This is a genomic window from Novosphingobium sp. IK01 (assembly GCF_033242265.1).
GTDB classification, from domain to species: Bacteria; Pseudomonadota; Alphaproteobacteria; order Sphingomonadales; family Sphingomonadaceae; genus Novosphingobium; species Novosphingobium pituita.
On the sequence record NZ_BTFW01000001.1, the window covers coordinates 3,064,188 to 3,090,555 of the forward strand.

The 26,368-nt window shown below is 67.5% G+C and carries 29 protein-coding genes; 16 read left to right on the plus strand and 13 right to left on the minus strand.

Translation table 11 applies throughout. The features are described from left to right. Positions 1-29 precede the first annotated feature (29 nt). The 4 genes from ruvB to SBI20_RS14125 all read right to left on the minus strand — a co-directional run bounded on the left by ruvB (position 30) and on the right by SBI20_RS14125 (position 3,257). Positions 30-1,073, minus strand: coding sequence for a Holliday junction branch migration DNA helicase RuvB (gene ruvB / locus SBI20_RS14110; RefSeq protein WP_317975611.1), 1,044 nt, complete (start codon positions 1,071-1,073; stop codon positions 30-32). A 259-nt stretch (positions 1,074-1,332) separates the two neighbouring features. Further along, a complete protein-coding gene (gene ruvA / locus SBI20_RS14115) occupies positions 1,333-1,959 on the minus strand; it encodes a Holliday junction branch migration protein RuvA (RefSeq protein WP_317975612.1) in 627 nt (208 codons plus the stop codon). Between the two features lie 50 nt (positions 1,960-2,009). Next, positions 2,010-2,486 carry a crossover junction endodeoxyribonuclease RuvC gene (ruvC, locus tag SBI20_RS14120; RefSeq protein WP_317975613.1) on the minus strand — a complete coding sequence of 159 codons (477 nt, stop codon included), beginning with the start codon at positions 2,484-2,486 and terminating at the stop codon, positions 2,010-2,012. Between the two features lie 27 nt (positions 2,487-2,513). Continuing rightward, positions 2,514-3,257: a YebC/PmpR family DNA-binding transcriptional regulator gene (locus SBI20_RS14125; protein ID WP_317975614.1), complete on the minus strand. Its 744-nt coding sequence runs from the start codon at positions 3,255-3,257 to the stop codon at positions 2,514-2,516. Between the two features lie 173 nt (positions 3,258-3,430). On the opposite strand from SBI20_RS14125, the gene SBI20_RS14130 reads away from it, so the two are divergent. Further along, entirely contained in the window at positions 3,431-4,156 is a 726-nt protein-coding gene (locus tag SBI20_RS14130) for a CPBP family glutamic-type intramembrane protease (protein WP_317975615.1), read from the plus strand. Positions 4,157-4,342: 186 nt separating this feature from the next. On the opposite strand, the gene SBI20_RS14135 is transcribed toward SBI20_RS14130, so the two are convergent. Next, positions 4,343-4,579 (minus strand): DUF2312 domain-containing protein, encoded by a 237-nt coding sequence (locus SBI20_RS14135; RefSeq protein WP_317975616.1) that lies wholly within the window; start codon positions 4,577-4,579, stop codon positions 4,343-4,345. Positions 4,580-4,710: 131 nt separating this feature from the next. After that, positions 4,711-5,043 carry a DUF1244 domain-containing protein gene (locus SBI20_RS14140; RefSeq protein WP_317975617.1) on the minus strand — a complete coding sequence of 111 codons (333 nt, stop codon included), beginning with the start codon at positions 5,041-5,043 and terminating at the stop codon, positions 4,711-4,713. 94 nt (positions 5,044-5,137) lie between these two features. Between SBI20_RS14140 and pyk the strand changes: the two genes are divergently transcribed. Next, on the plus strand, positions 5,138-6,598 hold the full coding sequence (gene pyk, locus SBI20_RS14145; RefSeq protein ID WP_317975618.1) for a pyruvate kinase: 1,461 nt from the start codon (positions 5,138-5,140) through the stop codon (positions 6,596-6,598). Positions 6,599-6,829: 231 nt separating this feature from the next. Here pyk and SBI20_RS14150 read toward each other — a convergent pair whose 3' ends face one another. Both SBI20_RS14150 and SBI20_RS14155 read right to left on the minus strand, forming a co-directional pair. Beyond that, positions 6,830-8,167 carry a GGDEF domain-containing protein gene (locus tag SBI20_RS14150; RefSeq protein ID WP_317975619.1) on the minus strand — a complete coding sequence of 446 codons (1,338 nt, stop codon included), beginning with the start codon at positions 8,165-8,167 and terminating at the stop codon, positions 6,830-6,832. A gap of 181 nt (positions 8,168-8,348) precedes the next feature. Then, positions 8,349-9,041, minus strand: coding sequence for a YggS family pyridoxal phosphate-dependent enzyme (locus SBI20_RS14155; RefSeq protein ID WP_317975620.1), 693 nt, complete (start codon positions 9,039-9,041; stop codon positions 8,349-8,351). A 22-nt stretch (positions 9,042-9,063) separates the two neighbouring features. Here SBI20_RS14155 and SBI20_RS14160 point away from each other — a divergent pair, with 22 nt between their 5' ends. Continuing rightward, the gene (locus SBI20_RS14160; protein WP_317975621.1) at positions 9,064-9,639 is read left to right on the plus strand and encodes a thiamine phosphate synthase; all 576 of its coding nucleotides are present in this window, start codon (positions 9,064-9,066) and stop codon (positions 9,637-9,639) included. A gap of 246 nt (positions 9,640-9,885) precedes the next feature. Next, positions 9,886-12,360, plus strand: a complete 2,475-nt coding sequence (locus SBI20_RS14165; protein ID WP_317975622.1) for an FtsK/SpoIIIE family DNA translocase — start codon at positions 9,886-9,888, stop codon at positions 12,358-12,360. A gap of 133 nt (positions 12,361-12,493) precedes the next feature. Here SBI20_RS14165 and SBI20_RS14170 read toward each other — a convergent pair whose 3' ends face one another. The 5 genes from SBI20_RS14170 to ligK all read right to left on the minus strand — a co-directional run bounded on the left by SBI20_RS14170 (position 12,494) and on the right by ligK (position 16,326). After that, positions 12,494-13,027 (minus strand): hypothetical protein, encoded by a 534-nt coding sequence (locus tag SBI20_RS14170; protein ID WP_317975623.1) that lies wholly within the window; start codon positions 13,025-13,027, stop codon positions 12,494-12,496. 21 nt (positions 13,028-13,048) lie between these two features. Continuing rightward, positions 13,049-13,456, minus strand: a complete 408-nt coding sequence (locus SBI20_RS14175) for an acyl-CoA thioesterase (protein ID WP_317975624.1) — start codon at positions 13,454-13,456, stop codon at positions 13,049-13,051. A gap of 74 nt (positions 13,457-13,530) precedes the next feature. Beyond that, positions 13,531-14,400, minus strand: a complete 870-nt coding sequence (locus SBI20_RS14180; RefSeq protein ID WP_317975625.1) for an amidohydrolase family protein — start codon at positions 14,398-14,400, stop codon at positions 13,531-13,533. Positions 14,401-14,426: 26 nt separating this feature from the next. Further along, positions 14,427-15,488 carry a 4-oxalomesaconate tautomerase gene (locus SBI20_RS14185; protein ID WP_317975626.1) on the minus strand — a complete coding sequence of 354 codons (1,062 nt, stop codon included), beginning with the start codon at positions 15,486-15,488 and terminating at the stop codon, positions 14,427-14,429. A gap of 151 nt (positions 15,489-15,639) precedes the next feature. Beyond that, positions 15,640-16,326: a 4-carboxy-4-hydroxy-2-oxoadipate aldolase/oxaloacetate decarboxylase gene (gene ligK, locus SBI20_RS14190; protein WP_317975627.1), complete on the minus strand. Its 687-nt coding sequence runs from the start codon at positions 16,324-16,326 to the stop codon at positions 15,640-15,642. Between the two features lie 106 nt (positions 16,327-16,432). Between ligK and SBI20_RS14195 the strand changes: the two genes are divergently transcribed. The 12 genes from SBI20_RS14195 (at position 16,433) to tatC (ending at position 26,207) form a co-directional block, all read left to right on the plus strand. Further along, positions 16,433-17,605, plus strand: coding sequence for a LysR family transcriptional regulator (locus SBI20_RS14195; protein WP_317975628.1), 1,173 nt, complete (start codon positions 16,433-16,435; stop codon positions 17,603-17,605). A 62-nt stretch (positions 17,606-17,667) separates the two neighbouring features. Then, positions 17,668-18,492: an NAD(P)-dependent oxidoreductase gene (locus SBI20_RS14200; RefSeq protein ID WP_317975629.1), complete on the plus strand. Its 825-nt coding sequence runs from the start codon at positions 17,668-17,670 to the stop codon at positions 18,490-18,492. Continuing rightward, positions 18,489-19,514, plus strand: coding sequence for an amidohydrolase family protein (locus tag SBI20_RS14205; protein WP_317975630.1), 1,026 nt, complete (start codon positions 18,489-18,491; stop codon positions 19,512-19,514). Before SBI20_RS14200 ends, SBI20_RS14205 begins: the two co-directional genes overlap by 4 nt. Next, positions 19,511-19,996 carry a protocatechuate 4,5-dioxygenase subunit alpha gene (gene ligA / locus SBI20_RS14210; RefSeq protein WP_317975631.1) on the plus strand — a complete coding sequence of 162 codons (486 nt, stop codon included), beginning with the start codon at positions 19,511-19,513 and terminating at the stop codon, positions 19,994-19,996. Before SBI20_RS14205 ends, ligA begins: the two co-directional genes overlap by 4 nt. A gap of 1 nt (position 19,997) precedes the next feature. Next, complete coding sequence (locus tag SBI20_RS14215) at positions 19,998-20,855, plus strand: class III extradiol dioxygenase subunit beta (RefSeq protein WP_317975632.1); 858 nt, start codon at positions 19,998-20,000, stop codon at positions 20,853-20,855. Positions 20,856-20,891: 36 nt separating this feature from the next. Beyond that, positions 20,892-21,836, plus strand: a complete 945-nt coding sequence (locus tag SBI20_RS14220; protein WP_317975633.1) for a Gfo/Idh/MocA family oxidoreductase — start codon at positions 20,892-20,894, stop codon at positions 21,834-21,836. A gap of 222 nt (positions 21,837-22,058) precedes the next feature. After that, positions 22,059-23,075, plus strand: a complete 1,017-nt coding sequence (gene nagZ / locus SBI20_RS14225; RefSeq protein WP_317975634.1) for a beta-N-acetylhexosaminidase — start codon at positions 22,059-22,061, stop codon at positions 23,073-23,075. A gap of 9 nt (positions 23,076-23,084) precedes the next feature. Then, positions 23,085-23,912 carry a segregation and condensation protein A gene (locus SBI20_RS14230; protein ID WP_317975635.1) on the plus strand — a complete coding sequence of 276 codons (828 nt, stop codon included), beginning with the start codon at positions 23,085-23,087 and terminating at the stop codon, positions 23,910-23,912. Further along, positions 23,879-24,520, plus strand: a complete 642-nt coding sequence (gene scpB / locus SBI20_RS14235) for an SMC-Scp complex subunit ScpB (RefSeq protein WP_411911529.1) — start codon at positions 23,879-23,881, stop codon at positions 24,518-24,520. Before SBI20_RS14230 ends, scpB begins: the two co-directional genes overlap by 34 nt. 75 nt (positions 24,521-24,595) lie before the next feature. After that, positions 24,596-24,871, plus strand: a complete 276-nt coding sequence (locus SBI20_RS14240) for a twin-arginine translocase TatA/TatE family subunit (protein ID WP_317975636.1) — start codon at positions 24,596-24,598, stop codon at positions 24,869-24,871. Positions 24,872-24,912: 41 nt separating this feature from the next. Beyond that, entirely contained in the window at positions 24,913-25,377 is a 465-nt protein-coding gene (gene tatB / locus SBI20_RS14245) for a Sec-independent protein translocase protein TatB (protein ID WP_317975637.1), read from the plus strand. Next, positions 25,374-26,207 carry a twin-arginine translocase subunit TatC gene (tatC, locus tag SBI20_RS14250; protein ID WP_317975638.1) on the plus strand — a complete coding sequence of 278 codons (834 nt, stop codon included), beginning with the start codon at positions 25,374-25,376 and terminating at the stop codon, positions 26,205-26,207. Before tatB ends, tatC begins: the two co-directional genes overlap by 4 nt. The last annotated feature ends 161 nt before the right edge of the window (positions 26,208-26,368 follow it).

Sequence of the window (26,368 nt, forward strand, 5' to 3'; positions counted from 1 at the left end):
TGCCGTTTCCGACAGGTGGGCGCGCCCGTTCAGTCCTGCGGATCGAACAGGCCGGGCAGGGTGCCCGCGGGGGCCTGGCCACTGGGCGGGGTGATTCCCAGATGCTGCCAGCCCCGGTCGTTGAGGCAGCGCCCGCGCGCTGTGCGCGCGACGAGGCCGAGCTGGATCAGATAGGGCTCGATCACTTCCTCGATCGTGTCGCGCGGCTCCGACAGGCCCGCGGCGAGCGTTTCGACACCCACCGGGCCGCCCTTGTAGATGTCGGCGATCATCATCAGGTAGCGGCGGTCCTGAAGATCGAGGCCGAGCGAATCGACCTCAAGACGGGTCAGCGCCTGATCGGCGAGGCCCTGGGTGATCGCCCCGTCGCCCATCACTTGCGCAAAGTCGCGCACGCGGCGCAGCAGGCGCCCGGCCACGCGCGGGGTGCCGCGCGCGCGCTGGGCAATCTCGCGCGCGCCGCCCGCATCGATGCCCACGCCCAGCAGGTTCGCCCCGCGCGTCACCACGCGTTCCAGTTCGGCCACGGTGTAGAATTGCAGGCGCACCGGAATGCCGAAGCGGTCGCGCAGCGGGGTCTGCAACAGGCCCTGCCGGGTCGTCGCGCCGATCAGCGTGAAGGGCGGCAGGTCGATCCGCACCGAGCGCGCCGAGGGGCCTTCGCCGATCATCAGGTCGAGCGCGCGGTCTTCCATGGCCGGATAGAGCACTTCCTCGACCACCGGATTGAGGCGGTGGATTTCGTCGATGAACAGGACATCGCCCGCTTCCAGATTGGTGAGCAGCGCGGCCAGATCGCCCGACTTGGCGATCACCGGCCCCGAGGTGGAGCGGAAGCTGACGCCCAGCTCGCGCGCGATGATCTGCGCCAGCGTGGTCTTGCCCAGACCCGGCGGCCCGAAGAACAGCACATGGTCCATCGCCTCGCGCCGCTGCTTGGCGCTTTCGATGAAGATTTTCAGGTTTTCGCGCGCGGCCTCCTGACCGACGAATTCGGCCAGCGTCTTGGGGCGCAGCGCGGCGTCGAGGTCTTCGGCCTGGGGCTGGGCGGACAGAAGCGGATTGTCGGTCATGAAAGGGTCACTGCAACCAGATTGTCCGCCAGGCGTGGAAGAGGGCGGAACGGAAACACCCCACGATCCTCCCCGCGCGCGGGGAGGTGGCAGGCCGAAGGGCTGACCGAGGGGTTTTTTGCGGAGGGGGTTCGGGCGGTGTGGCTTGGGAAAGGGAGGGCCCCTCCGTCAGCCCTGCGGGCTGCCACCTCCCCATTGCATGGGGAGGATCGAATGGAGTGTGGCCCATTGCATGGGGAGGATCTGATGAGGGGGCGCATCAGCCTGTTGCCCGTTTGAGGGCCACGCGCACGAGGTCGTTGAGGCGGGCGTCTTCGCCCAGTTCGTTGAGCGCGAAGGCCACCGCGCTCGATGCCACGGCAGGCTTGAAGCCGAGGTTTTGCAGGGCCGAGACGGCGTCCATGCTGGCCGAGCCTGCCGGGAGCGCCATATCGGCCCCTCCGGCCTCTCCGGCCACGCCCAGGCCGCCCGAGAGGCCGGCGAGGCCCCCGGCCTTGTCCTTGAGTTCGTTGACGATGCGGCTGGCGAGCTTGGGCCCCACGCCATTGGCGCGCGCCACCATCGCCGCGTCGCCCCCGGCGCAGGCGCGTTGTAGTTCTTCGGCCGAGAGCGCCGAGAGGATCGCCAGCGCGACCTTGGAACCCACGCCCTGAACCGCCGTGAGCAGGCGGAACCACGCCCGCTCGCCCGCGCTGGCAAAGCCGATCAGGCGCTGGTCGGTCTCGCTCACCTGCATTTCGGTGTGGATCACCACCTTGTCGCCGCGCACGCCCAGATGCGTGAGCGTCTTGCCCGAGCAATGGACCAGATACCCGACGCCGTTGACGTCGATGATGGCCCAGTCCGGGCCGGTGTCGTCGAGAATGCCGGTAAGCTTGGCGATCATGGTTTGTTCCCTATGGCAGGGATGCCGCGCGGGCGCAACAGGGGAGGAGCCTAGCGGTGGCTGCCCAGCATGTTGGCGTGGGTGATCGCCACGGCGAGCGCGTCGGACGCATCTTCGCCCGCCAGCTTCACGCCGGGGAGCAGGATTTTCAGCATGTGCTGGATCTGCTGCTTTTCGGCCCCGCCCGTGCCGACCAGCGCCTTCTTGATGACCTTGGTCGAATATTCGGCGACCGGCATCCCCGAGCGCGCGAGGCTGAGCATCGCGACGCCGCGCGCCTGCCCCAGCTTGAGCGTCGATTGCGGGTTCACGTTGACGAAGACTTCTTCCACCGCCCCGGTATCGGGGCGGTGGCGAAGGATCACGTCGGTCAGCGCCGCGTCGAGTTCGACCAGGCGCTGGGCCATGGTGGCCTTGGCGTCGGTGCGGATCTGGCCATTGGCGATATGGCTCAACCGGCTGCCCGCCTTGGCCACGAGACCCCAGCCGGTGCAGGTCAGGCCGGGGTCGACGCCCAGAATGATCATGGAATAAGCATCATCACGCCGGGCCGATCAGCCCAGCTTTTCCATGACGTCGTCGGGGATTTCGTAGTTGCCCCAGACGGTCTGCACGTCGTCGTCGTCGTCGAGCACGTCGATCAGCTTGAGCAGCGTGGCCGCGTCGTCGACCGAGACCGAAGTCTTCAGGCTCGGCTTCCAGGCCAGCTTGACCGCTTCGGCTTCGCCCAGAACCTTTTCCAGTTCGCGGCTAACCGGGTGCAGGCTGTCGATCGAGGTCCAGATCTGGTGCTGGTCTTCGTCCGATTCCACGTCGTCGGCGCCCGCTTCGATGGCCGCTTCGAGAACCTTTTCCTCGTCACCCACGCTGGCGGGGTATTCGATCAGGCCGAGGCGTTCGAAGCCGTGGCTGACCGCGCCCGAAGCGCCCAGGTTGCCGCCGTTCTTGGCAAAGGCGGTGCGCACGTTGGTGGCGGTGCGGTTGCGGTTGTCGGTCAGCGCCTCGACGATGATGGCCACGCCGCCCGGACCATAGCCCTCGTAGCGCACTTCTTCATAGTTCTCGCCGTCGCCCTTGCTGGCCTTGTCGACCGCGCGCTGGATGTTGTCCTTGGGCATCGACTGCGCCTTGGCGGCGTTGATCGCGGCGCGCAGGCGGGGGTTCATGTCCGGGTCGGGCATGCCCATCTTGGCGGCCACGGTGATTTCGCGGCTGAGCTTGGAGAACATCGCCGAGCGCTTCTTGTCCTGCGCGCCCTTGCGATGCATGATGTTCTTGAATTTGGAATGGCCTGCCATGGTCCTGCTTCTTGCGGCTTGTGGGGTGGGATGTCTTGGCCAGCCCCCTAGCCCAAGCGGGGCAAAACGGCAATGTTTGCCATGATGCCCGGCTTTGCCGTTACGCTGGGCCATGACGCCGGGCTGTTCGGGCACACCTGCCGTTAAGGCCTTGCGCGATAGGGCTGGGCGCCATGATCCTCACCACGTTTGTTTCCGCGTTCGTTTCCGCCGCGCGCGCTTTCCTTGCCTTTCTGCGTCATCCGCGCTGGTCGGTCCCGCTCGGGCTCGGCTCGGGCGAGGGGCGCTCGCTCTGGGCGGGGGCGAGCGCGCTCTATCTGGCCGTGCTCGTGCTCGTGCTGGGGCCCTTGCTGCATGTCTGGCAGAAGCTCATGAGCCTGCCCGCGCCCGAGGCGTTTGGCGAGGTTTCGCCGATGCTGCTGGTGCCGGTGGTCGTGCTGGTCGCGCCGCTGGGGGAAGAGGCGATCTTTCGCGGCTGGCTGGGCGGGCGTCCGCGCGGCTTCGCTCTGCTGGGCGCGCTGGTGGTGCTGGCAGGCGCGCTCTGGACGATGCGCGACGGGGCGGCCCATCCCTTGAGCCTGCTGGTGGCGCTGCTGGCGCTGCTGGGCGGGGCGGGGGGCTGGTGGGCCCTGCGCAGGCGGGCGGTGCCCGGCTGGTTCGTGACCGCGTTTCCGGGGCTGTTTGCGGTGCAGGCGGCGGTCTTCGCGCTGTTTCACCTGACCAATTACCCGAGGCCGGGCGGCTGGGCCGCGCTGGCGCTGGTGCCGATGGTCCTGCCGCAATTGTGGGCGGGGCTGGTCTTCGGCTTCATCCGGGTGAGGGTGGGCCTGCCCGCCGCGATTGCTGCCCATGGGCTGGGCAATCTCGCGGCGGTGGCTTTGGCGAGGTTTCTTGGCTGAGAAAATTCGCTTTTGCGAATTTTCTGTTCGGCACCGGCCCGCTCCCCCACCCGGCCTCCCATAGGGTACTATCGTAGGGAGGCCAGCCCCCTCAGCGAAAACGTCCCCCGGACGTTTTCGTGTTCTTCGGGACGGGAGCGGGCCGGTGCCGAACGATCCGAAACTGTGTTTCGGATCTTCAAACCATCAATCGATGCCGAGCGCGTTCTTGTAGACGTCGAGGATGGCTTCCATCTCGCGGCGGTCGTCGGGCTTCATCTTCCGCAGGCGGACGATCTGGCGCATGATCTTGGCGTCATAGCCGGCGGCCTTGGCTTCGTTGTAGACGTCCTTGATGTCGTCGCCGATGCCCTTCTTTTCCTCTTCGAGGCGCTCGATGCGTTCGATCAGAAGGCGCAGGCGGTCGTCAGCGGCGTCGGCCATGAGAAATCTCCGAAAATGTTCAAAAGGGGTGGCCGCTTGAGGCCGTCAGGCGCGTGCTGATAGCCGCGCGCGCGGATTCGGGCAAAGCGGGGCCTGTGGATAGAATCGCGGCCAGATGCGATCGGCTGTGGTCAGCCGCGCACTTCGGCGTTCTTCTTCAGGCTTTCGTCCATGCGGGCCAGTTGTTCGGGCGTGGCTTCGGTTTGATAGCGCGCCTTCCACTCGGCGGCGGGAAGCCCGTGGATCACTTCGCGCGCGGTGGCCTTGTCGAGCCCGGCGCCCGCCTCGTTGATCCAGTCGGCGAGGCAATTGCGGCAGAATCCGGCCAGACCCATCAGGTCGATGTTCTGCGCGTCGTGGCGCTGGCGCAGATGGCGGACCAGATGGCGGAAGGCCTGGGCGGCCACGGCATCGGGCAGGGAGTCGAGAGGATCAGGGCTGGGCGCCGGGTAATTCGTATCCATGGTTCAGGTTCCCTTGGGTTTTGCCCCCGCATAGGCCATAGCGAGCCGGGATTGGAAGCCCTCCAAGGGCTCAGAAAAAGGGAGTTGTCGCATCGTGGCCCAGCCCGACAAGCGTGATCGCAAGGTCAAGATCCTCGCCACCGTGGGACCGGCGAGCCGATCCCCCGAAATGCTCGAAAAGCTGTTCCACGCCGGGGCCGATGCCTTCCGCGTCAACATGAGCCATGGCGACCACGCCACCCATGCCGAAACGATCGCCAATATCCGCGCGCTCGAAGCGAAAGTGAAGCGCCCGATTACCGTGCTGTGCGACCTTCAGGGGCCCAAGCTGCGCGTGGGCACGTTCCGGGAAGGGCGCGCGGTGATCCGCCATTCGGGCCATTTCACGCTCGACCGCAATCCCGAACCGGGCGATGAAACCCGCGTCTGCCTGCCCCATCCCGAGCTGTTCGGCATCCTCCAGAAGGGCCAGCGCCTGCTGATCGACGATGGCAAGCTGCGCCTGCGGGTCATCCGGGCCGAGGCCGACTCGATCCTCTGCTCGGCCGAAGTGGGCGGGGTGATCTCCGATCGCAAGGGTGTGAACGTGCCCGATGCGGTCGTGCCGGTGCCCGCGCTGACCGAAAAGGACCGCCGCGACCTGGCCTTTGCCGTCGAGCACATGGCCGACTGGATCGCGCTCTCGTTCGTCCAGCGTCCCGAGGACGTGGCCGAAGCCCGCCGCCTGATGGGCGGGCAGGGCGCGCTGATGGCCAAGATCGAGAAGCCGGCGGCGATTTCGCGCCTCGAAGAGATCATCGAGCTGTCTGACGGCATCATGGTCGCGCGTGGCGACCTTGGTGTCGAACTCAACCCCGAGGAAGTGCCCCCGCTGCAAAAGCGCATCGTGGAAAGCGCGCGCCGCCAGGGCAAGCCGGTGGTCGTGGCCACGCAGATGCTCGAATCGATGATCGAGGCGCCCACGCCCACCCGCGCCGAAGTGTCCGACGTGGCCAATGCGGTCTATGACGGGGCCGACGCGGTCATGCTCTCGGCTGAAACGGCGGCGGGCGCCTGGCCCGAGGAAGCCGTGGCGATCATGAACCGCATCGCCGTGCAGGTCGAAAGCGATCCGGGCTATGGCGCGCGGGTCCACTTCATCGAGACCCTGCCCGACCCTACCACCTCCGACGCGCTGGCTCAGGCCTGTGCCTCGATCGCGCAGACCCTGCCGATTGCCGGGATCATCGTGTTCACGGGCTCCGGCTCGACCGCGCGGCGCGTGGCGCGCGAGCGGCCCGGCGTGCCGATGCTGGTGCTCACCCCTTCCGAGCGCACCGCGCGCAAGGTGGGCCTGCTGTGGGGCGCCCATGCCGTGGCCACCAAGGACATCGGCAGCTTCGAGGAAATGATCGCCAAGGGCAAGCGCATGGCCCTGCGCCACGACTTCGGGGTGGCCGGTTCGAAGCTGGTGGCGCTGGCCGGGGTGCCCTTCGGCACGCCGGGGGCGACCAACCTGCTCCATGTGGTGACTTTGGTTGGCGACGAACTCAAGCGCCATCAGGCCGCCGATTAAGAGTCTGATTCGAAATTCGCCGAAGAGGCGAATTTCGGTTCGGCACCGGCCCACTCCCCCACCCGACCTCCCATAGGGTACTATCGTTGGGAGGTCGGCCCCCTCAGCGAAAACGTCCCCCGGACGTTTTCGTGTTCTTCGGGACGGGAGTGGGCCGGTGCCGAACGATCCGAAACGAAAGTTTCGGATCAGACACCAAGGCGCTTTTTCAGATGCTTCGCGCCGGGTGGATCAGCCGTGGTTCACCCGCGCGAGGGTCAGGCCCGAGGTGACCCGCTCGGCGGCAAGGACCTGGTTCTTGCCGTTGGCCTTGGCCAGATAGAGCGAGGCATCGGCATCGGGGATCAGCTCCTCGCCGCGCACGGTGGTTTCGGGCATGGCGGCCACGCCGAGCGAGGCGCTGACCGGGCAGCCATGCATGTCGCTGAGCGCAAGGATACGCAGGCGGATCTGCTCGGCCTTGGCCGCCGCATCGTCGAGCGGGCAATCGGGCAGGATGGCGATGATTTCCTCGCCACCATAGCGGCAGACCACATCGGTGGGCCGCAGCGCGCCCATGACTTGCGCCGAGGCGTCGCGCAGCACCGAATCGCCCTTGGCATGACCGTGCTGGTCGTTGAGCGACTTGAAGTTGTCGAGATCGATCATGATCACCGCGGTCGAGCTGCCCGAGCGGTTAGACAGCGCGAGGAAGCGTTCGAGCGTGTCTTCCATGTAGCGGCGGTTGTAGAGCCCGGTCAGCGGATCGCGCAGCGATTGTGTGCGCAACCGGTCGCGCAGGGCGATGTTGGACAGCGCGAGCGACATCGAATCGGCCAGCGCATGGCCCAGATTGCGCACGCCCGCGTTTTCTTCGGCAATGTCCGAGCCATGGAGGGCGCCCTCGCGGGTGAGCACGAGCAGGCCCTGAACCTGCCCTGCGGCCATCATCGGGATTTCCAGCACCGAGTTGTTTCCGGCATGGTGCGCGCAGCACAGGCCACCTTCGATGGGCGCGTTGAGGTGGGCCTTGCCGCGCTTGAGCGCCCAGCAATTGGCCGGGGCGAGCGATTCGGTGATGACATGGCCCCCGCCCAGATCCCAGCTGCGCGCCAGATCGAGCCGGTCGCGCGAATTGTTGAGCACATAGAGCGCCGCGCCATAGCCGGGCAGCAGGCGCCGCGCGGTGACCATCAGCACGGCGCCGGCTTCCTCGTTGGTTTCGGCAGCCTGGAGCATGTCGGTCATGGCGAAGAGTTCGGCGGTGCGCCGCCGCGCCTGCTCGGAATCGGCGCGCATGTGCTGTTCGTGATGGTGCTGGGCGATCAGGATCGAGCGGAACAGCACGAGGCAGGCGACCACCGTGACCTGAAGGAACAGCGCGGCCACCAGCAGCGGATAGCCGACGCCCTCGTAATAGCGGTCGAACAGGTCGTGGAGCGCGACCATGATGATCGAGAGCGCCTGCATGACGACAGCGCCCGCATACATCATCCCGAAGCGCTGGCGCATGCCCGCGCGCGCGGCGATGATCCGTATCCTGCGGATCAGGTAGGGAACCTTCCTTCGGCGCTTGTAGGATACTGGCACAAGTCTCTCGCATTGCCCGTGCCGCCCCCGAAAAGGGAGCGGCCATCGGGGCAAGGCCTTAGACCGGTGGGTAGCGCGGCGCGCTGAAAGCCCGCCTCCGCATCAATGCTTAAGCACTTGTGCGGTTAACAGGGCTTTCTACGTTGCGGAGAACGGGTGAGGCCCGATGCCAGCTTCGGTATCAGCCGCGCGCGCCGAACAGGGCCGAGCCCACGCGGATGTGGGTGGCGCCCAGCTGGATCGCGACCTCGAAATCCTCGCTCATGCCCATCGAGCGCCCTTCGAGGCCATGGTCGGCGGCCAGCTTGTCGAGCAGGGCAAAGAACGGCGCGGCCTCGATTCCCGCCGGCGGCACGCACATCAGGCCCAGCACCGGAAGGTCGGCCTGGCGCGCTTGCGTCAGCAGGGCGGGCAGGTCGGCAATCGCGCAGCCGCCCTTCTGCTCCTCGGCGCCGATGTTGACCTGGACGAACAGGGGCACGCGGCGCCCGGTCTTGTCCATCGCGCGGGCCAGCGCCGTCAGCAGCGAGGGGCGGTCGAGCGAATGGATCACATCGAACAGCCGCACCGCATCCTCGGCCTTGTTCGATTGCAACTGGCCAACCAGATGGAGCGCGATGTCCGGGCATTCCTCGCGCAGGGCGGGCCACTTGGCTTCGGCTTCCTGCACGCGGTTCTCGCCGAACACGCGCTGGCCTTGCGCGATCAGCGGGCGGATGGCGGGGGCCTCGTGGGTCTTGGAGACGGCGACGAGGGTGATCTCCCCGATCTGGCGCTGGGCGATGCGCGCAGCCTGCGCCATGCGCTCGCGCACGTCGGCAAGCGGAGAGAAAGCGGGCGAGGAGGAGGAAAGGATGGGCTCTGGTCCGGTCATGGCGCGGTGCTATAGCGCGGCCATGGCAAAGCGCCACCCTGTCCCGCGCCTGCTGTTGATCAGCGATGCGCGCAACGATGCCTTTCTGGCCCGCGCCCTCGCGCGCCTGCCGCGCGGCGCGCAAGGTCAGGGGGGGGCAAGCGGGCTGGTGTTCCGGCACTATCACCTCGATCCGCCCGCGCGGGCGCGACGCTTTGCCGCCTTGCGCAAGCTGGCGCGGGCCCATGGCGTGATGCTGATCGCGGCAGGGCCGCCTTGTGGGCGGGGCGCGCAAGGACGCTATGGCGCGCCCGGAACGCTGGCGCGGGTGCCGGGCCCGCCGCAGTCTGGCTTGCGGCTTGCCACCGCGCACAACGGGCGCGAGATCGGGCAGGCGGTGCGCGCGCGGGCCGATGCGGTGCTGCTTTCGCCGGTGTTCCCCACGCGCAGCCATCCGGGTGGGCGGGTGCTGGGAGGCTTGCGCTTTGCCCTGCTGGCGGCGCGCTGCCCGCTGCCGGTTCTGGCACTGGGCGGCATGGACGCGGCGCGCGCGCGGCGGCTGGTGGCCCCGCAGGGGCCCGCCCATGGCTGGGCCGCGATAGATGGGCTGAGTGGCTGATTCGAAATTCGCCGAAGAGGCGAATTTCGGTTCGGCACCGGCCCGCTCCCCCACCCGGCCTCCCATAGGGTACTATCGTAGGGAGGCCGGGTGGGGGAGCGGGCCGGTGCCGAACAATCCGAAACGACAGTTTCGGATCAGACAAGGAACGCGCGACAAGTCGCAGAAAACCGTGGATTTCTGGCAGGATTCTTGACCCGGTCGCGGCTTGGGGCGATGATGGGGGCGAAGGGAAATACAGGTATCATGGCATCGCGGGCTCTCATCTCCAACCGTCCGGGCACCCGTGTCGGGCCCAACTGGCGGGCTGTCCTGCGCCGCAGCGTGCGGCGCAGTGTCGAGTTGATCGGCGGGGCCGCGCTGTTTTTGGCGATGGCGTTCCTCGCGCTTGCGCTGGCCAGCTATACCCAGACCGATCCTTCGGGCAGCACCGCTTCGGGCAGCCCGGTGGAGAACTGGATGGGGCTGGGCGGGGCCTGGGCGGCCGAGCGCGTGCTGCTGGTCTTCGGCCTGCCCGGCGTGCTGATCGTGCCCTTGCTGTTCGTCTTCGGGCGGCGCCTGTGGGCCGCAGCGGGCGACGAGAGCCAGACTGTGGGCGAAACCACCGGCGATGACGACGACGAAGGCGCCGCGCCCGGCGATCCGGCGTGGTGGCGTCTGGTGCTCGGGCTCGTGGCGGCGATGATGCTGGGGGGCACGGCGCTTTCGCTCGCGTTCAGCGGGCTGGCGCCCGGTTCGGGGGGGAGCCTTCCGGCCGGGTTTGGCGGGCTGGGCGGCCTTCTGGGGGCGGCGGCGATTCGCGCGCTCGCCCATCTCGTGCCGGTGGCGCAGGGCTGGATCATCGGCGTTCTGGCAGTGGCTGTGCTGGGCGCCGGGCTGTTTCTGGGGGGGCGTGTCTTCGCGCTCGACTGGCGGCGCCTGCTGACCGTTCCGGCGGTGCTGCGCCGCGCCCCGCGCGTGGACGAGGATGGCGAGCCGATCCCCGCCCGCCAGCGCCGCGCGCCCAAGGCCAAGGCGGACGAGACCGGACAGGCCGCGCATGACGATGACGAGGACGAAGCCGGGCACGACGACGACGTGCCGTTCGACACGCGCAGCCCGGTGATCCCCGCCGATGCGGCAGCGCCCCGCCGCCCGACCGAGATTTCCGATCCCCAGCGCACCCCGGCCCCGGCGGCCAAGGCCCCCGCGCGCCAGAACGACCTGTTCGACAAGTTCGCGCTTCCGGCCATCGAGTTGCTGGAGGAGCCGCCCGTCAACAGCCAGCCCAAGATTGACAAGCTGGGCCTCGAACGCAACGCGCGCCTGCTCGAAAACGTGCTCGACGATTTCAACGTGAAGGGCGAGATCACCGCCGTGCGCACCGGCCCGGTGGTCACGATGTACGAACTCGAACCCGCGCCGGGCATCAAGTCGAGCCGGGTGATCGGCCTGGCCGACGACATCGCCCGCAACATGAGCGCGATTTCCGCGCGCGTTTCGGCCATTCCGGGCCGCACGGTCATGGGTATCGAACTGCCCAATGCGGTGCGCGACATGGTGGCCTTTCGCGAGCTGGTGGGCTGCGACAAGTTCGTCAACGCCAAGGGCCTGCTGCCGATCATTCTGGGCAAGGACATCGCGGGCGAACCCATCGTCGCCGATCTGGCCACGATGCCCCACCTGCTGGTGGCGGGCACCACCGGCTCGGGCAAGTCGGTCGGGCTCAACTGCATCCTGCTCTCGCTGCTCTACCGGCTCACCCCGGCGCAGTGCCGGATGATTCTGGTCGATCCCAAGGTTCTCGAACTCAAGTCCTACGACGACATTCCCCACTTGCTCTCGCCCGTGGTGACCGAGCCGGCCAAGGCCGTGCGCGCGCTGAAATGGGCGGTCGAGGAAATGGAGCGCCGCTATCGCCAGATGTCGTCGATCGGCGTGCGCAACCTCTCGGGCTTCAACGAAAAGGTCCGCGCGGCGCAAAGCAAGGGCAAGCCGCTGGGTCGCCGCATCCAGGTCGGCTTCGATCCCGAGACGGGCGAGGAATTGTTCGAGGAACAGCAGCTCGAATATCAGGTCCTGCCCCAGATCGTGGTCATCGTCGACGAACTGGCCGACCTCATGGTGACGGTGGGCAAGGAAATCGAAGTCCTGATCCAGCGTCTTTCGCAAAAGAGCCGCGCGGCGGGCATCCACCTGATCATGGCCACGCAGCGCCCGTCGGTCGATGTCATCACCGGCGTCATCAAGGCCAACCTGCCCACGCGAATCTCGTTTGCCGTCACCAGCCGCATCGACAGCCGCACGATCCTGGGCGAACAGGGCGCCGAACAGCTGCTGGGCAAGGGCGACATGCTCTACAAGCCCGCCACCGACCCGATCCGCCGCGTCCACGGCCCCTTCGTGAGCGACGAGGAAGTCGAACGCGTGGCCGACCACTGGCGCGGTCAGGGCAAGCCTGACTATGTCGATTCGGTCACCGAGGAGCCCGAAGAAGGCTCGTATGGGTTCGATGAACTCGATACCTCGGACAACCCGGAGGATCGCAAGTACCGTCAGGTCTGCCAGCTCGTGTTCGAAAGCCAGAAGGCGTCGGCCAGCTGGATTCAGCGCCAGATGGGCGTGGGCTACAACACCGCGTCCAAATGGATCGAGCGCATGGAGCAGGACGGCCTCGTGGGCCCGGCCAACCATGTCGGCCGCCGCGAAATCTATCGCGACAAGGACGGCAACCCGCTCTGATACCCCTCCGTCAGCCCTGACGGGCTGACACCTCCCCGCAAGCGGGGAGGATCTTGAAATCCTCCCCATGCAATGGGGAGGGGGACCGCCCGCGCAGCGGGTGGTGGAGGGGCCGGTGGTGGAGGGGAAAAATTCAGCCCTGCGGCGCGCGCAAGCTGGCGGTCGCCTCGCCGACCAGCGCGGTCACTTCATCCTCGCCCAGCACGCGGCGCGGTTCATAGCCCAGCCCCATGCGCGCGGTGCGCCGCCAGGCTTCGCAATAGAGCCCCTTGTTCGGGCCGAACGCGCGCAGGACATGGGCGGCCAGACGCGGCGGCGCATCGGGCGCATAGGCGCGCGAGAACAGCGCCATGTCGGCCAGCCACGGCCCGACCATGACCCAGCCGTGATCCTCGGCCACCACTTCGCCCGCCACGCTCAGCGTGCCTTCCACGACATGGATCGGCGCATCGAGCCCGCGGGCAAGGTGGACGGCATAGGCGGCATTGAGCATCGGCGCGGTGACGGCCTTTCCGGCCATGACCTTGAGCACGTCCTGCGCGCGCGTGGCCATCAGCGCCTTGTCGTCCTCGCTCGGCGCCCAGGTCTTGACCGCGCGCGCGGCGTCCCAGGAATGCGTGGCGGCAACAAGGCGGCCCAGACGGGCAAGAGCAAGGTCAGTGGTCATGGGCGCGCCCCTTAGGCGGGTTCAGGCGCCGGTGCCATCCCAAAATGGCGCGGCGATCTCGGGCGTGATGCGCAAGATACGCCCGCTCGCGCGGTCCAGCAGCGCCCATGTCGTGCGCGCGCTGACGATGATTTTGCCCGCCGCATTGGCGAAATCGACCCGCCGGTCGAACCGCGCGCCATGGGGCGGATCGGGGATGAAGGTGGTGGCGGTCACGCTCTCGCCCAGCTTCACATTGCCGCGATAGTCGATCTCGTGCCGGGTCACGACCCAGATCGTGGCCTCGCGATGGGCTTGCGGAGCGACATGTTCCCAGTGACTGACGGCGATCTGTTCCATCCAGTGGACCCAGACGGCGTTGTTCACGTGGCCGAGCTCGTCGATGTGCTCGGGCGCGGCAGTGAACACGAGGGAGTAGGGCTCGGCCATGGCGCCGAAGATAACACGCCGGGACAGAAAGGAAAACAGGGGGAAGGCGCGCGCCATCCCCCCTGCGGAACGGGTCAGTCCGCCCAGTAGAGCGCGGTCGGATTGTCGATCAGCAGCTTGCGCTGAAGCTCGACCGTGGGGGCGATGCGCGGGATCATGTCGACCAGATGCCCGTCGTCGGGAATGGCGCTCTGCATGTTGGGGTGGGGCCAGTCGGTGCCCCACAGCACGCGGTCCTGATAGTCGGCCACCAGCGGGGCGACGGCACGGGCAAAGGCATCCCACGGGGCGCCCGCCGCATCGAGGCGGTCGGGGCAGGTCGCCTTGAACCAGATGTCGGGCCGCGAATCGAGGAATGCGCGAAAGGCCTTCATGTCGGCGCCATCGGGCCCTTGCCTCACATCCGGGCGGCCCATGTGGTCGATCACCAAGGGCACGGGGATGGCGTCCATGAACGGGCGCAGGTCCTCAAGGATGTCGGCCTCGAAATAGATCACCACGTGCCAGCCCCTGGGCAGGCGCTTGGCCACTTCGAGGAACTTGTCCCTGGGCGCATCGTCGACGAGGCGCTTGAGGAAATTGAAGCGGATGCCGCGAATGCCGCCGTCATGGAGCGCGGCCAGCCCTTCTTCCGAAATCGCCGGATCGACGACGGCCACGCCGCGCGCCTTGCCGTTCGATCGGGCGATGGCGTCGAGCGTGGCGGCATTGTCGGTCCCGTGGCAACTGGCCTGGACGATCACGTTCTTCGCAAAGCCGAGATGATCGCGCAGGGCAAACAGCATGTCCGGCCCGGCGTCTTGTGGCAGGTACTTGGCCTTGGCGCTGAACGGGAAGCGCGCCATCGGGCCAAAGACGTGGCAATGCGCGTCGATGGCGCCGGGCGGCGGGGTGTAGGCCGGCTTCGACGGGGCGCCATGCCAGGAAACGATCCGTTCGCTCATCTTTGTCATCCTCTCCTTGGCGGCATTCAGCCGAATACCGTGCCGTCCATCAGCTTGCGCGCGGTGCGCAGAAGGGCGGCGGTCCGCACCGCGCCTTCCTCGTCCACTTCCAGAACGCAGCTCATCTCGCCGGTCGGATGCTCGACCGAGAGCGTCTTGCGCGCGCCATCAGCCACGTGCGCGACTTGCGCGGCGGGCGAGTCTTCGAGCAGGCAGGCCGTCGCCACCGAGACTGCGCCCAGCACGCCGATCGTGGCATGGGCGCGATGGGGAATGAAGCTGCGCACGGTGACCGCGCCGCCATGGCGCGGCGGGGCCACCAGCATCATCTTGGGCACCGATTTTTCCCTGACATCGCCAAGGTTCATCAGCGGCCCCACTTCGAGGCGGATCGCCTCGATCCGGGTCTTGAGGTCGCTGGCCGCATCGAGCCAGTCGCGGTCCTCGTAGCCGGTGATCCCCAGGTCCTGCGCCTGCATCACCACGCAGGGCATGCCGTTGTCGATCAGCGTGACAGGCACGCCCTGTATCACATCGACGGCATGGCCCGTGGGCAGCAACGCGCCGCAGCTCGATCCGGCGGTGTCGCGAAATTCGAGCGGGACCGGCGCATGGGTGCCCGGCACCCCGTCGATCGCGGCCTCGCCCGCATACGTGGGCACGCCGCCGGGTGTCCGGACGGTGGCCACCGCGACTTGCCCTGTGTTTTCCATGAAGATCGCCACGCGGGTTTCCTCGCCCGTGGCGGCCACCAGCCCGCGCTCGATGGCAAAGGGGCCGACCCCGGCCAGGATATTGCCGCAGTTCTGCGCGTCGGTCACGATGGCCTGATCGACGAAGACCTGAAGGAACAGGTAATCGACATCGATTCCTTCGCGGTTCGATTTGCTGACCACGGCGACCTTGCTGGTCAGCGGATCGGCGCCGCCCAGCCCGTCGATCTGGCGCGGATCGGGCGAGCCCATCACCGCCAGCAGGAACGCATCGCGCGTGGGCGTGTCGGCGGGGAGATCGTCCTTGAGGAAATAGCCGCCCTTCGAGGTGCCGCCGCGCATCCACATGCAGGGGGCCGAATGTCCGGTGGTCATGGCTTGCGGGTTCCTTGTGGTGTGGGAAAAGAGCCCCTCCACCACCGCCTATGGCGGCGGTCCCCCTCCCCATTGCATGGGGAGGATCGGGTCCTCCCCGCTGTGCGGGGAGGTGGCAGCCCGCAGGGCTGACGGAGGGGGCTTTTGCGGCTCAGACGTACCTGAGGCCTTCCTTTTCCAGCCGCTCGCGCATCTTGTACATGTCGAGGCCGAGCACCCCGCTCGCCAGCTTCAGCCGCTTTTCGCCCTCATGGGCCTCGCGCGCCTGCGCGGCCTTGAGCACGTCGGCGGCATTTTCGCGCGGGACGACGACGACGCCGTCATCGTCGGCCACGATCACGTCGCCCGGTTGGACCGCGCAATTGGCGCAGACCACCGGCACGTTGACGCTGCCCAGCGTGTTCTTGACCGTCCCTTGCGCGTAGATGGCCTTGGACCAGACGGGAAATTCCATCTCGGTCAGGTCGCGCACGTCGCGCACGCCCGCGTCGATGATCAGCCCGCGACAGCCGCGCGCCTGTGCCGAGGTGGCCAGAAGATCGCCGAAATAGCCGTCTTCGCAAGGGCTTGTGGGGGCAAGCACGAGGATGTCGCCCGCCTTGATCTGTTCGATGGCGACATGGATCATCCAGTTGTCGCCCGGCGGCGCGCTGATCGTCACCGCCGAGCCGGCAATGCGCGCGCCGCGATAGATCGGGCGGATGGTGCTGGCCAGAAGGCCGGTGCGGCCTTGCGCTTCGTGGACGGTGGCAACGCCGCAGGCGGCCAGCCCCTCGATCACGGCCGGATCGGCCCGCTCGATGTTTTGCACCACGATACCCGCCTTTGGGCCTGCCATCGGAAATTCTCCCACATTTTCTTGGCACCGGACATGGAACCGCCAGCCACGGGCGCCAAATGCAATGTTTGGCGTGGGGCATAAGGAAATGCTAAGTCTTTGGGTCATGTTCCATTCCCGCGCCGAACCGGCCCTCAACATTCGCCACCTCGCCGCGCTCGCCGCCACGGTGCGCCATGGCAGCGTGACCCGCGCCGCGCGGGCGATCAACCTGACCCAGCCCGCGCTGACCCAGGCCATCGCCCGGCTCGAAACCGATCTGGGCTGCGCGCTGTTCGAGCGCGGGGCCTCGGGCATGACCGCGACCGCGCCCGCGCTGCTGCTCGCCCCGCGTGCCGAGGCGGCCATCGCCCATATCGGCTCTCCGCGTGTGACGGGGACACAGGTGCGCGCGTTCCTCGCATTGGCCCGCGCCGGGTCTTATGCCGGGGCGGCTGAGGCGACCGGGCTCTCGGCGGCCTCGCTGCACCGGGCGGTGGCCGATCTGGGGGTGGCGCTGGGGCAGCGGCTGGTCGAGCGGCGCGGGCGCACGGTGCTGCTCAGCCCGGCGGGCGCACGGCGCGCGCGTGCCTTTGGCCTGGCCATGGCCGAATTGCGCAGCGGGCTCGACGAAGTGGCCGCCTATCAGGGGAAAGTGGCCGGGCGCGTGGTGATCGGGGCCATGCCGCTGTCGCGCGCGCGCTGGCTGCCCGAGACGATCCTGCGGTTCGCGCGGCTTCATCCCGGTGTCGACGTGGCCGTGGTCGAGGGCAGCCATGCCGAACTGGTCGGCCCCTTGCGCGACGGGGAGATCGACCTGATGCTGGGGGCCTTGCGCGAAGGGGGCGCGTTCGAGGATCTGGTGCAGGAAGCCGTGTTCGAGGACCGGCCCGCGCTGATCATGCGCGCCGGGCATCCGCTGGCGGGCCATGATCGCCCGCTCGACGCGGAAACCTTGCGTGCCTTCCCGTGGATATTGCCCGGCGGCGACACCCCGCTGCGGCTCTATTGGGAGGCGATGATGCGCGCGGTGACCGGGGAGGCGCCGCCCCATGTCGGCATCGAGTGTGGCTCGGTGCTGACCGTGCGGCAATTGCTGGTGGGCTCCGATGCGCTCACCCTGCTCAGCCCGGCGCAACTGGCGGTCGAACTGGAAAGCGGGGTTCTGGCCATGCGGCCCACGCCTGTGCCGGTCCGGCGCACGATTGGCCTGACCCACCGCGCGCTTTGGCGGCCAACTGCCCCGCAGGCCGATTTCCTGGCTCTGTTGCGCACGGTTTCCGGGCAAGACTTCGCATAAAGTTATGGGGCTGGCGTTCTTTGCATTTGTAGGCGCGGGGGCCGGGCCGCATCACGTCGGGCATGGAGAGAATGCTTGCCCTGATCGGCTTTGGAGAGGCCGGGTCCACTTTTGCCCGCGCGGCGGGCTGGGAGGCTGGCGCCCAGGCTTTTGACATTGCACCGGCGCGCCGCGCGGCGATTGAGGAAGCAGGCGTCGTGGCCTGTGCCAGTGCGCGCGATGCGCTGATTTCCGCCGATCTGGTGCTCTCGCTGGTCACCGCCGACAGCGCGCTGGCCGTGGCGGAGGACTACGCCGGGTGGCTGCGCGAGGGCGCGCTGTTCTGCGACATGAATTCGGTTGCGCCCCAGACCAAGCGCGCCGCGGCCCATGCGGTCGAGGCGGCGGGCGGGCGCTATGTCGATGTCGCGGTGCTCGCCCCGGTCCATCCGGCGCGGCTCAAGGTGCCGCTGCTGGTTTCCGGGCCCGCCGCGCCCGAGGCTGCGCAGGCGCTGGGCGAAGCGGGCTTCGTCAATGTCCGTGTCGTGGGCGACGAGGTGGGCCGGGCCAGCGCGATCAAGATGATCCGCTCGGTCATGGTCAAGGGCGTGGAGGCGCTGACCGCCGAGATGATGCTGGCCGCCACGCGCGCCGGGGTCGTCGAGGAGGTGCTCGCCTCGCTCGACGCCAGCGAAAAGACCGACAGCTGGCTGTCCCGCGCGGCCTACAACATCGAGCGGATGACCACCCACGGGCTGCGCCGCGCCGCCGAGATGGAGGAATCCGCGCGCACGCTCGAAGACCTCGGCGTCGAGCCGCTGATGACGCGCGGCACCGTGGCCCGCCAGCGCGCGCAGGCAGGCCAGACTATCCCTTTCACCGCCATTTCCAGGGAACCGGCCCAATGACCATGATTATCGATTGCCATGGCCACTATACCGTTCTGCCCAAGGCGCATGACGCCTGGCGCGAACAGCAGAAGGCCGCCTTCAAGGCGGGCGAGCAGGCGCCGCCCTACCCCGAGATCACCGACGACGAGATCCGCGAGACGATCGAGGCCAACCAGTTGCGCCTGATCAGGGAACGCGGCGCGGACATGACGATCTTCTCGCCCCGCGCCAGCGCCATGGCCCCCCATGTCGGCGACCAGAGCGTGGCCGTGCCCTGGGCGCGGGCGTGCAACGACCTGATCGCGCGCGTCGTGGCGCTCTATCCCGAGACGTTCGCGGGCGTGTGCATGCTGCCGCAAAGCCCCGAGGCCGACATGACCAGCTCCATCGCCGAGCTGGATCGCTGTGTGAACGAACTGGGCTTCATCGGCTGCAACCTCAACCCCGATCCGGGCGGCGGGCATTTCCGGCATCCGCCACTGACGGACGAATTCTGGTTCCCGTTCTACGAGAAGATGGTCGAACTCGACGTTCCGGCGATGATCCACGTCTCGGGCAGCTGCAACCCGGCGATGCACGCGACCGGGGCCTATTACATCGCGGCGGATTCCATCGCCTTCATGCAGCTTCTCGAAGGCGACCTGTTCAGCCGTTTCCCGACCTTGCGGTTCATCATTCCCCATGGCGGGGGCGCGGTGCCCTATCACTGGGGGCGCTATCGCGGGCTGGCCGACATGCTGAAAAAGCCCGCGCTCGACGGGCACCTGATGAACAACGTGTTCTTCGATACCTGTGTCTATCACCAGCCGGGGGTGAACCTTCTGGCGCAAGTGATCGAGACCAAGAACATCCTGTTCGGCTCGGAAATGGTGGGCGCCGTGCGCGGCATCGATCCCGCCACGGGCCACTATTTCGACGATACCAAGCGCTATGTCGATGCGCTGGACGTGTCCGAGGCGCAGCGCCACGCGATCTTCGAGGGCAATGCCCGCCGCGTGTTCCCGCGCCTCGACAGCAAGCTCAAGGAGAGGGGCCTATGACCGTATCGGGAGAGGAAACACCGTCCGCAGGACCGGAAAATCGGCCGCAGACCATTCACGAATATCTCGCCGAGTTCGACGATATTCCCGGCACGCGCGTCTATACCGCCGCGCGGGCGCGCCGGGGCTATCATATCAACCAGTTCGCGATGAGCCTGATGAAGGCGGACAACCGCGCGCGGTTCAAGGCCGACGAGCGCGCCTATATCGACGAATGGAAGATCAGCGAGGAAGCCAAGCAGGCCCTGCTCGCGCGCGATTACAACGCGCTGCTCGATCTGGGCGGCAATGTCTATTTCCTGTCCAAGCTGTTCTCGACCGACGGGCTGCCCTTTGCCGAGGCGGTCTCGACGATGACCGACCTGACCTGGCCCGAATATCGCCAGATGATGATGGACGGGGGCCGCAGCCCCGAGGGTAACCGCTCGATCAGGGCCAACCTTGCTGCTGCAAGCGGCAAGGCGCCGGGACAGGAGAACTGACATGGCGCGGATTACCGCCGGTATCGCGTCGAGCCACGTGCCCCTGCTGGGCGTGGCGGTCGACCAGGGCAAGACGCAGGACGACTATTTCGGCCCGATCTTTGACGGGTACGAATGGACAAAGGCCTGGGAGCGCGAAGAGAAGCCCGATGTGATCGTGCTGGTCTACAACGACCATGCCTCGGCCTTCGACATGAAGATCGTGCCCACGTTCGCCATCGGCTGTGGCGAGAGCTACAAGCCCGCCGACGAAGGCTGGGGCCCGCGCCCCGTGCCCGACGTGGAAGGCCACCCCGATCTGGCCTGGCACATCGCGCAGAGCCTGATCCTCGACGAATTCGACATGACCGTCATCAACGAGATGGATGTCGACCACGGGTTGACCGTGCCGCTCTCGATGATGTTCGGCCAGCCCGAGGCCTGGCCGGTCAAGGTCGTGCCGCTGGCGGTCAACGTGGTGACTTATCCGGTTCCTTCGGGCAACCGCTGCTGGGCGCTGGGCGAGGCGATCAAACGCGCGGTCGAGAGCTTCCCCGAAGACCTCAACGTCCAGATCTGGGGCACGGGCGGCATGAGCCACCAGCTTCAGGGCAAGCGCGCGGGCCTGCTCAACCGCGAGTGGGACAACGCCTTCATGGACATGCTCGTGGGCGAGTCTGATGCGGCGCGCTGGATTCCCCATATCGAATACTTGCGTGAGACCGGATCGGAAGGGATCGAGATGGTCATGTGGCTGATCATGCGCGGGGCGCTGGGCCTGCGCACGCGACTGCTCCACCGTCACTATCACATTCCCTGTTCGAACACCGCGATCGGGCATCTGGTGCTGGTGCCCGAACCAGCAGTTGCGCCCGCCTGAAGGCGGGCATCCTTGCAATGATTCAGGAGTAGATTCATGCGTATTGCCCTGGTCGGTGCCGGCGCCTTTGGCGAAAAGCACCTCGACGGCCTCAAGACTATCGACGGCGTCGAAATCGTTTCGGTGATCAGCCGTCAGGCCGGGCAGGCAGCTGCCGTCGCGGCCAAATATGGCGCGCGCCATTCGGGCACCGATCTGGGCGAAGCGCTGGCACGGCCCGATGTCGACGCGGTGATCCTGTGCACGCCGACCCAGATGCACGCCGCGCAGGCCATCGCCTGCATGGAGGCGGGCAAGCACGTCCAGGTCGAAATCCCGCTGGCCGACAGCTGGGCCGACGCGCAAGCGGTGGTCGCCAAGCAGCAGGAAACCGGGCTGGTGTGCATGGTGGGCCACACCCGCCGCTTCAATCCCTCGCACCAGTACGTGCACAACCGGATCAGGGCCGGCGAATTCGCCATCCAGCAGATGGATGTGCAGACCTACTTCTTCCGCCGCAGGAACATCAACGCCAAGGGCGAGCCGCGTTCGTGGACCGATCACCTGCTCTGGCACCACGCGGCGCACACGGTCGACCTGTTTGCCTATCAGGCGGGCAAGATCGTCAAGGCCAATGCCATCGAAGGGCCGATCCATCCCGAACTGGGCATCGCCATGGACATGTCGATCCAGCTCAAGAGCGAGGCCGGCGCGATCTGCACGCTCTCGCTCTCGTTCAACAACGACGGGCCGCTGGGCACGTTCTTCCGCTATATCGGCGACAGCGCGACGTATATCGCCCGCTACGACGATCTCGTGAACGGCAGGGAAGAGCCCATCGACGTGAGCCATGTCGATGTCTCGATGAACGGGATCGAGCTTCAGGACCGCGAATTCATCGCCGCCATCCGCGAAGGGCGCGAGCCCAACAGCTCGGTGGGCAAAGTGCTCGACTGCTATCGCGTGCTGGGCGAACTGGAACAGCAGCTCGCCGCAGGCTGACCGCGATAAAGATCCTCCCCACACCGTGGGGAGGGGGACCGCCGGAACGGCGGTGGAGGGGGCCTTCCGTCCGGGCGCGACGCAGCACAAGCACAAAACCCCTCCACCACGCCGCTGCGCGTCGCGGTTCCCCTCCCCGCGCGCGGGGAGGATCGCGTTCAGGTCCGGGGATGCGGGCGCGGGGTGGCTTGCCAAGCTGCGGGAAATTCGGGATGGCGGGGCATGCTTCCTGCCATCTTCGGCCTTTCGGGCCTCGTCCTCACCGCCGATGAACGCGCCTTCTTCAAGGATGCCGATCCGGCTGGCTACATCCTGTTCGGGCGCAATGTCGAAAGCCGGGCGCAAGTCCGGGCGCTGACCGACGAATTGCGCGCGCTCCACGGGCGCGACCGGCTGCTGGTTTCGATCGATCAGGAAGGCGGGCGCGTGGCCCGGATGAAGCCGCCGGTCTGGGCGGCCTATCCGGCGGGGGAGGCCTTCGACCGGCTTTACGACGTGGCGCCCGCAAGCGCGATCGAGGCCGCGCGCGCCAATGCCCAGGCGCTGGGCATGGATCTGGCCGAAGCGGGGATCAGCGTCGATTGCCTGCCGCTGCTCGATGTGCGCCAGCCCGGCGCGCACGACGTGATCGGCGACCGGGCGCTGGGGCGCGAGCCGCAGCGGGTGGCGGCGCTGGGCCGGGCAACGCTTGACGGGCTGGCCCGCGCGGGCGTGGCGGGCGTGGTCAAGCATATTCCCGGCCATGGCCGCGCGCTGGCCGACAGCCACAAGGAATTGCCGACCGTGACCGCTTGCGCGCAGGAACTGGAGCTGGACCTCGCGCCCTTCCGCGCGCTGTCGGGCGCGGGCATCGCGATGACCGCGCATGTGCGCTACACCGCGTGGGACGCGCAGGCCCCCGGCACGCTGTCGCCGATCGTGGTGGGCGAGGTGATCCGCAAGACCATCGGCTTTGACGGGCTGCTGTTGAGCGACGACCTCGACATGGAGGCGCTTTCGGGCACGGTGCCCGAACGGGCCGCGCGCGCGCAGGCGGCGGGCTGCGACCTCGCGCTCAATTGCTGGGCGAAGATGGACGACATGGTGGGCATTGCCGAAGCGCTGGCGCCGATGGGCGAGGCGAGCGCGCAGCGTCTGGCGCGCGCGCTGGCCCCCACGGCAGCGGCGGCCGTGCCACTCGACGCGGCCTTGCAGGCAGACCTGATCGCACGGCGCGACAGGCTGCTGGCGCTCGCCTGACCCTCGCGGATGGCGCCCGATCCGATCCTGAATGAGGACACCGGCTGGGACGGGCTGGCTGGTCATGGACTGGAAAGCCAGGGCGAGGGAGGCCGCGCAGCGGGCGACGAGGCGCTCTATCTCGAACTCGATGGCTGGGAAGGGCCGCTCGACCTGCTGCTCGAACTGGCGCGGCGGCAGAAGGTCGACTTGCGACGGATTTCGATCCTCGAACTGGTCGACCAGTATCTTGACTATGTTGCACGCGCGGGGGCCCTGCGGCTCGAACTGGCGGCGGATTATCTCGTGATGGCGGCGTGGCTGGCCTATCTCAAGTCGCTGTTGCTGCTGCCGCGCGATCCGGCGATGCAGCCCGGCCCGGAAGAACTGGCGCTGCGCCTGCAACTGCGGTTGCAGCGGCTGGGTGCGATGCGCGAGGCCGGGGCCCGGCTCATGGCGCGCGACCGGCTGGGGCGCGATGTCTTTGCGCGCGGCGCGCCCGAGGGGATCGTGATCGCCCGTCGCCCGCGCTGGAAGGCCGATCTGTTCGCGCTGATCCAGGCCTATGGGCAGGTGCAGCATCGCAATCGCCCGGTCGTTCACATGGTCCGCGAAAGGCCGGTGATGACGCTCGAGGCGGCGCTGGCGCGGATTTCGGCGATGCTGGGAACGAGCCTGGAATGGCGCGATCTGCGCGCGTTTCTGCCCGCTTCCACGCTCGACAGCCTTGAGGCGCGGCAACTGGCGCGTTCGGCGCTGGCGTCGAGCTTTCTGGCCGTGCTCGAACTGGCCAAGCAGGGGCTGGTCGATCTGGTGCAGGAAGAATGCTTTGGCCCCTTGCTGGTGCGGCCACGATGAGCGGGGAAGTGCCCGACGATCTGGTGCGCGCGGTCGAGGCGACGCTGTTCGCAGCGCAAGAGCCGCTCACCCGCGAGGAGATTTCGCGGCATCTGCGTGGGGCTGACGTGCGCGGCGCGCTCGACGAACTGGCGCGGCACTATGCCGGGCGTGGCGTCCATCTGGTCGAGCGGGGCGGGCGCTGGCATTTCCAGACCGCACCCGATCTGGCGCACCTGCTGCGGCGCGAGAAGGATGAGGTGCGCCGCCTGTCGCGCGCGGCGACCGAGGCGCTGGCGATCATCGCCTATCACGAGCCGGTCAGCCGCGCCGAGATCGAGGCCATTCGCGGCGTGCAGACCGCGCGCGGCACGCTCGACGTGCTGATGGAGGCGGGCTGGGTGCGCGTGGCGGGCCGCCGCGAGGTGCCGGGGCGCCCGACGCTCTATGCCACGACACCCGCGTTCCTCACCCATTTCGGGCTGGGCAGCCGCGCGGACCTGCCCGGCATCGGCGAATTGCGTGCGGCGGGCCTGCTCGATCCGGTGGACGAGGCCTATGCCGTGCTGATGGGCAGCGACGAGCCGGAAACCCGCGAAGAGGACGAACAGGAGGCGGGGTCTGCGTAAACGACACAAATCGGCACTGGCCGCTGGCGAAGGCGCGGAACATGCCCTATCTGGTCTGACAAAGGAGAATTTGAAATGGGTGGCCTTTCTCTACCGCACCTGATCATCCTGGCTGTGGTCGTGCTGATTCTGTTCGGTCGTGGTCGCATTTCGGAAATGATGGGCGACTTCGGCAAGGGTATCAAAAGCTTCAAGCAGGGCATGAGCGAAGAGACCGATCGTCCGGTCACCCCGCCGCCTGCTCAGATCCAGCAGACCCCGGTTCAGCCCACGGTTCAGGCGCCTGTTCAGCCTCCCGTGCAGGCTCCGGTACAGACTGGCGCCGACCAGTCGCAGGGCCCCAAGGCCTGAACGGCGACACGCGTCTTCTGACGGATCGGGGCTGATCGCCGATGTTTGATATTGCACCGTCCGAATTGCTGCTGGTCGTCATCGTGGCGATCGTGGTGATCGGACCCAAGGACTTGCCCCTCGCGCTGCGCACCGCAGGGCGGTGGATTGGCAAGATGCGCCGCGTTTCCAATCACTTCAAGGCCGGTATCGAAACCATGATCCGCGAGGCGGAACTGGCCGATATGGAAAAGAAGTGGCAGGAACAGAACGCCCGGATCATGGCTGAGAGCCAGGCCGCCAGCGCGGCTGAAATGGCCGCGGCTGCCGGGCAGACCCCTGCGGATGCCGCCGACCAGCACTTGCACATGGCAGGGCCGGTAGCGGCCGATCCGGTGGTGGCGGATCCGGGGCGGCTGCTCCCCCTCGAAGCGCGCGCCGAGCGTCCGCGCTCGCCCCAGCCCGAGGCGGTTCCTTCGAACGCTCCTTCGAACAGGGCCCCTTCGAACAGTGATGGCACGCCGTGATCCAGATTCAGGATATTGACGAAACCCAGGCGCCGCTGCTCGATCACCTGATCGAACTGCGCACGCGCCTGTTGCGCTGTGTCTATGCGCTCGCGCTCACTTCGGCGATCTCGTACTATTTCGTCGACACGATTCTGGCGATCCTCGTCCATCCGCTGAGCGAGGCGTTCCCCGGCGGGCATGGGAAGCTCATTTATACCAAGCTCTATTCGGCGTTCTTCGTGAACGTGAAGGTGGCCCTGTTCGCGGGCTTCCTGCTGAGCTTTCCGGTCATCGCCAACCAGCTCTGGGCCTTTGTCGCGCCGGGGCTCTATGCGCGCGAAAAGCGGGCGTTCCTGCCGTTCCTGATCGCCACCCCGGTCCTGTTCGGGATGGGGGCGAGCCTGGCCTATTTCGTCGTGATGCCCACTGCGTTCCGCTGGTTCGTGGGCTTTCAGGGCGACAAGGGGGGGCTGCAACTCGAAGCCCTGCCGGGGATCGAGGAATATCTGGCGCTGGTGATGCAGTTCATCCTCGCGTTCGGGGTTTCGTTCCTGCTGCCGGTGCTGCTGATGCTGCTCAACCGCGCGGGGATCGTCAGCCGTGATGCGCTGGTCAAGGCGCGCCGCTATGTGATCGTCGGGATCGTGGCGCTGGCCGCGCTGATCACCCCGCCCGATGTCGTCTCGCAGCTGATGCTGGCGGTGCCGCTGCTGATCCTGTTCGAAGGCACGCTGATCCTCATGCGCATCGTCGAGCGCAAGGATGCCGAGGAAAAGGCGCGGGCCGAGGCCGAAGCGGCAGCGCAGGCGGGGATCATGCCGGGCGAGCCCACCCATCTTCTGCCCTGATTCGAGGGCCTGATTACGTAAAAACGGCGGTGCAGGCGGCGGTGAAGACCGGGGGCCTCCACCGCCGTTTCTGTTTCAGGGACCGGGCCGGGCGCAGGTGCGAGGGAAACACCCTGAAAAGAGCCCGGCAACGCTGCGTCCGGGGGGAGGGGGAACCCGGC

Excerpts from the sequence above, each read along its gene's own strand:
- SBI20_RS14205 (WP_317975630.1), top strand. The coding sequence starts at position 18,489 with ATGACCATGATTATCGATTGCCATGGCCACTATACCGTTCTGCCCAAG.
- SBI20_RS14180 (WP_317975625.1), bottom strand. The coding sequence starts at position 14,400 with ATGAGCGAACGGATCGTTTCCTGGCATGGCGCCCCGTCGAAGCCGGCC.
- SBI20_RS14135 (WP_317975616.1), bottom strand. The coding sequence starts at position 4,579 with ATGGCCGACGCCGCTGACGACCGCCTGCGCCTTCTGATCGAACGCATC.
- SBI20_RS14215 (WP_317975632.1), top strand. The coding sequence starts at position 19,998 with ATGGCGCGGATTACCGCCGGTATCGCGTCGAGCCACGTGCCCCTGCTG.
- scpB (WP_411911529.1), top strand. The coding sequence starts at position 23,879 with ATGCTTTGGCCCCTTGCTGGTGCGGCCACGATGAGCGGGGAAGTGCCC.
- SBI20_RS14240 (WP_317975636.1), top strand. The coding sequence starts at position 24,596 with ATGGGTGGCCTTTCTCTACCGCACCTGATCATCCTGGCTGTGGTCGTG.
- SBI20_RS14140 (WP_317975617.1), bottom strand. The coding sequence starts at position 5,043 with ATGGATACGAATTACCCGGCGCCCAGCCCTGATCCTCTCGACTCCCTG.
- SBI20_RS14230 (WP_317975635.1), top strand. The coding sequence starts at position 23,085 with ATGGCGCCCGATCCGATCCTGAATGAGGACACCGGCTGGGACGGGCTG.
- SBI20_RS14170 (WP_317975623.1), bottom strand. The coding sequence starts at position 13,027 with ATGACCACTGACCTTGCTCTTGCCCGTCTGGGCCGCCTTGTTGCCGCC.
- SBI20_RS14200 (WP_317975629.1), top strand. The coding sequence starts at position 17,668 with ATGGAGAGAATGCTTGCCCTGATCGGCTTTGGAGAGGCCGGGTCCACT.
- SBI20_RS14175 (WP_317975624.1), bottom strand. The coding sequence starts at position 13,456 with ATGGCCGAGCCCTACTCCCTCGTGTTCACTGCCGCGCCCGAGCACATC.
- ruvB (WP_317975611.1), bottom strand. The coding sequence starts at position 1,073 with ATGACCGACAATCCGCTTCTGTCCGCCCAGCCCCAGGCCGAAGACCTC.
- SBI20_RS14165 (WP_317975622.1), top strand. The coding sequence starts at position 9,886 with ATGGCATCGCGGGCTCTCATCTCCAACCGTCCGGGCACCCGTGTCGGG.
- SBI20_RS14195 (WP_317975628.1), top strand. The coding sequence starts at position 16,433 with ATGTTCCATTCCCGCGCCGAACCGGCCCTCAACATTCGCCACCTCGCC.
- SBI20_RS14220 (WP_317975633.1), top strand. The coding sequence starts at position 20,892 with ATGCGTATTGCCCTGGTCGGTGCCGGCGCCTTTGGCGAAAAGCACCTC.
- SBI20_RS14160 (WP_317975621.1), top strand. The coding sequence starts at position 9,064 with ATGGCAAAGCGCCACCCTGTCCCGCGCCTGCTGTTGATCAGCGATGCG.
- SBI20_RS14125 (WP_317975614.1), bottom strand. The coding sequence starts at position 3,257 with ATGGCAGGCCATTCCAAATTCAAGAACATCATGCATCGCAAGGGCGCG.
- ligK (WP_317975627.1), bottom strand. The coding sequence starts at position 16,326 with ATGGCAGGCCCAAAGGCGGGTATCGTGGTGCAAAACATCGAGCGGGCC.
- tatB (WP_317975637.1), top strand. The coding sequence starts at position 24,913 with ATGTTTGATATTGCACCGTCCGAATTGCTGCTGGTCGTCATCGTGGCG.
- SBI20_RS14155 (WP_317975620.1), bottom strand. The coding sequence starts at position 9,041 with ATGACCGGACCAGAGCCCATCCTTTCCTCCTCCTCGCCCGCTTTCTCT.
- SBI20_RS14130 (WP_317975615.1), top strand. The coding sequence starts at position 3,431 with ATGATCCTCACCACGTTTGTTTCCGCGTTCGTTTCCGCCGCGCGCGCT.
- ligA (WP_317975631.1), top strand. The coding sequence starts at position 19,511 with ATGACCGTATCGGGAGAGGAAACACCGTCCGCAGGACCGGAAAATCGG.
- ruvA (WP_317975612.1), bottom strand. The coding sequence starts at position 1,959 with ATGATCGCCAAGCTTACCGGCATTCTCGACGACACCGGCCCGGACTGG.
- nagZ (WP_317975634.1), top strand. The coding sequence starts at position 22,059 with ATGCTTCCTGCCATCTTCGGCCTTTCGGGCCTCGTCCTCACCGCCGAT.
- SBI20_RS14185 (WP_317975626.1), bottom strand. The coding sequence starts at position 15,488 with ATGACCACCGGACATTCGGCCCCCTGCATGTGGATGCGCGGCGGCACC.
- ruvC (WP_317975613.1), bottom strand. The coding sequence starts at position 2,486 with ATGATCATTCTGGGCGTCGACCCCGGCCTGACCTGCACCGGCTGGGGT.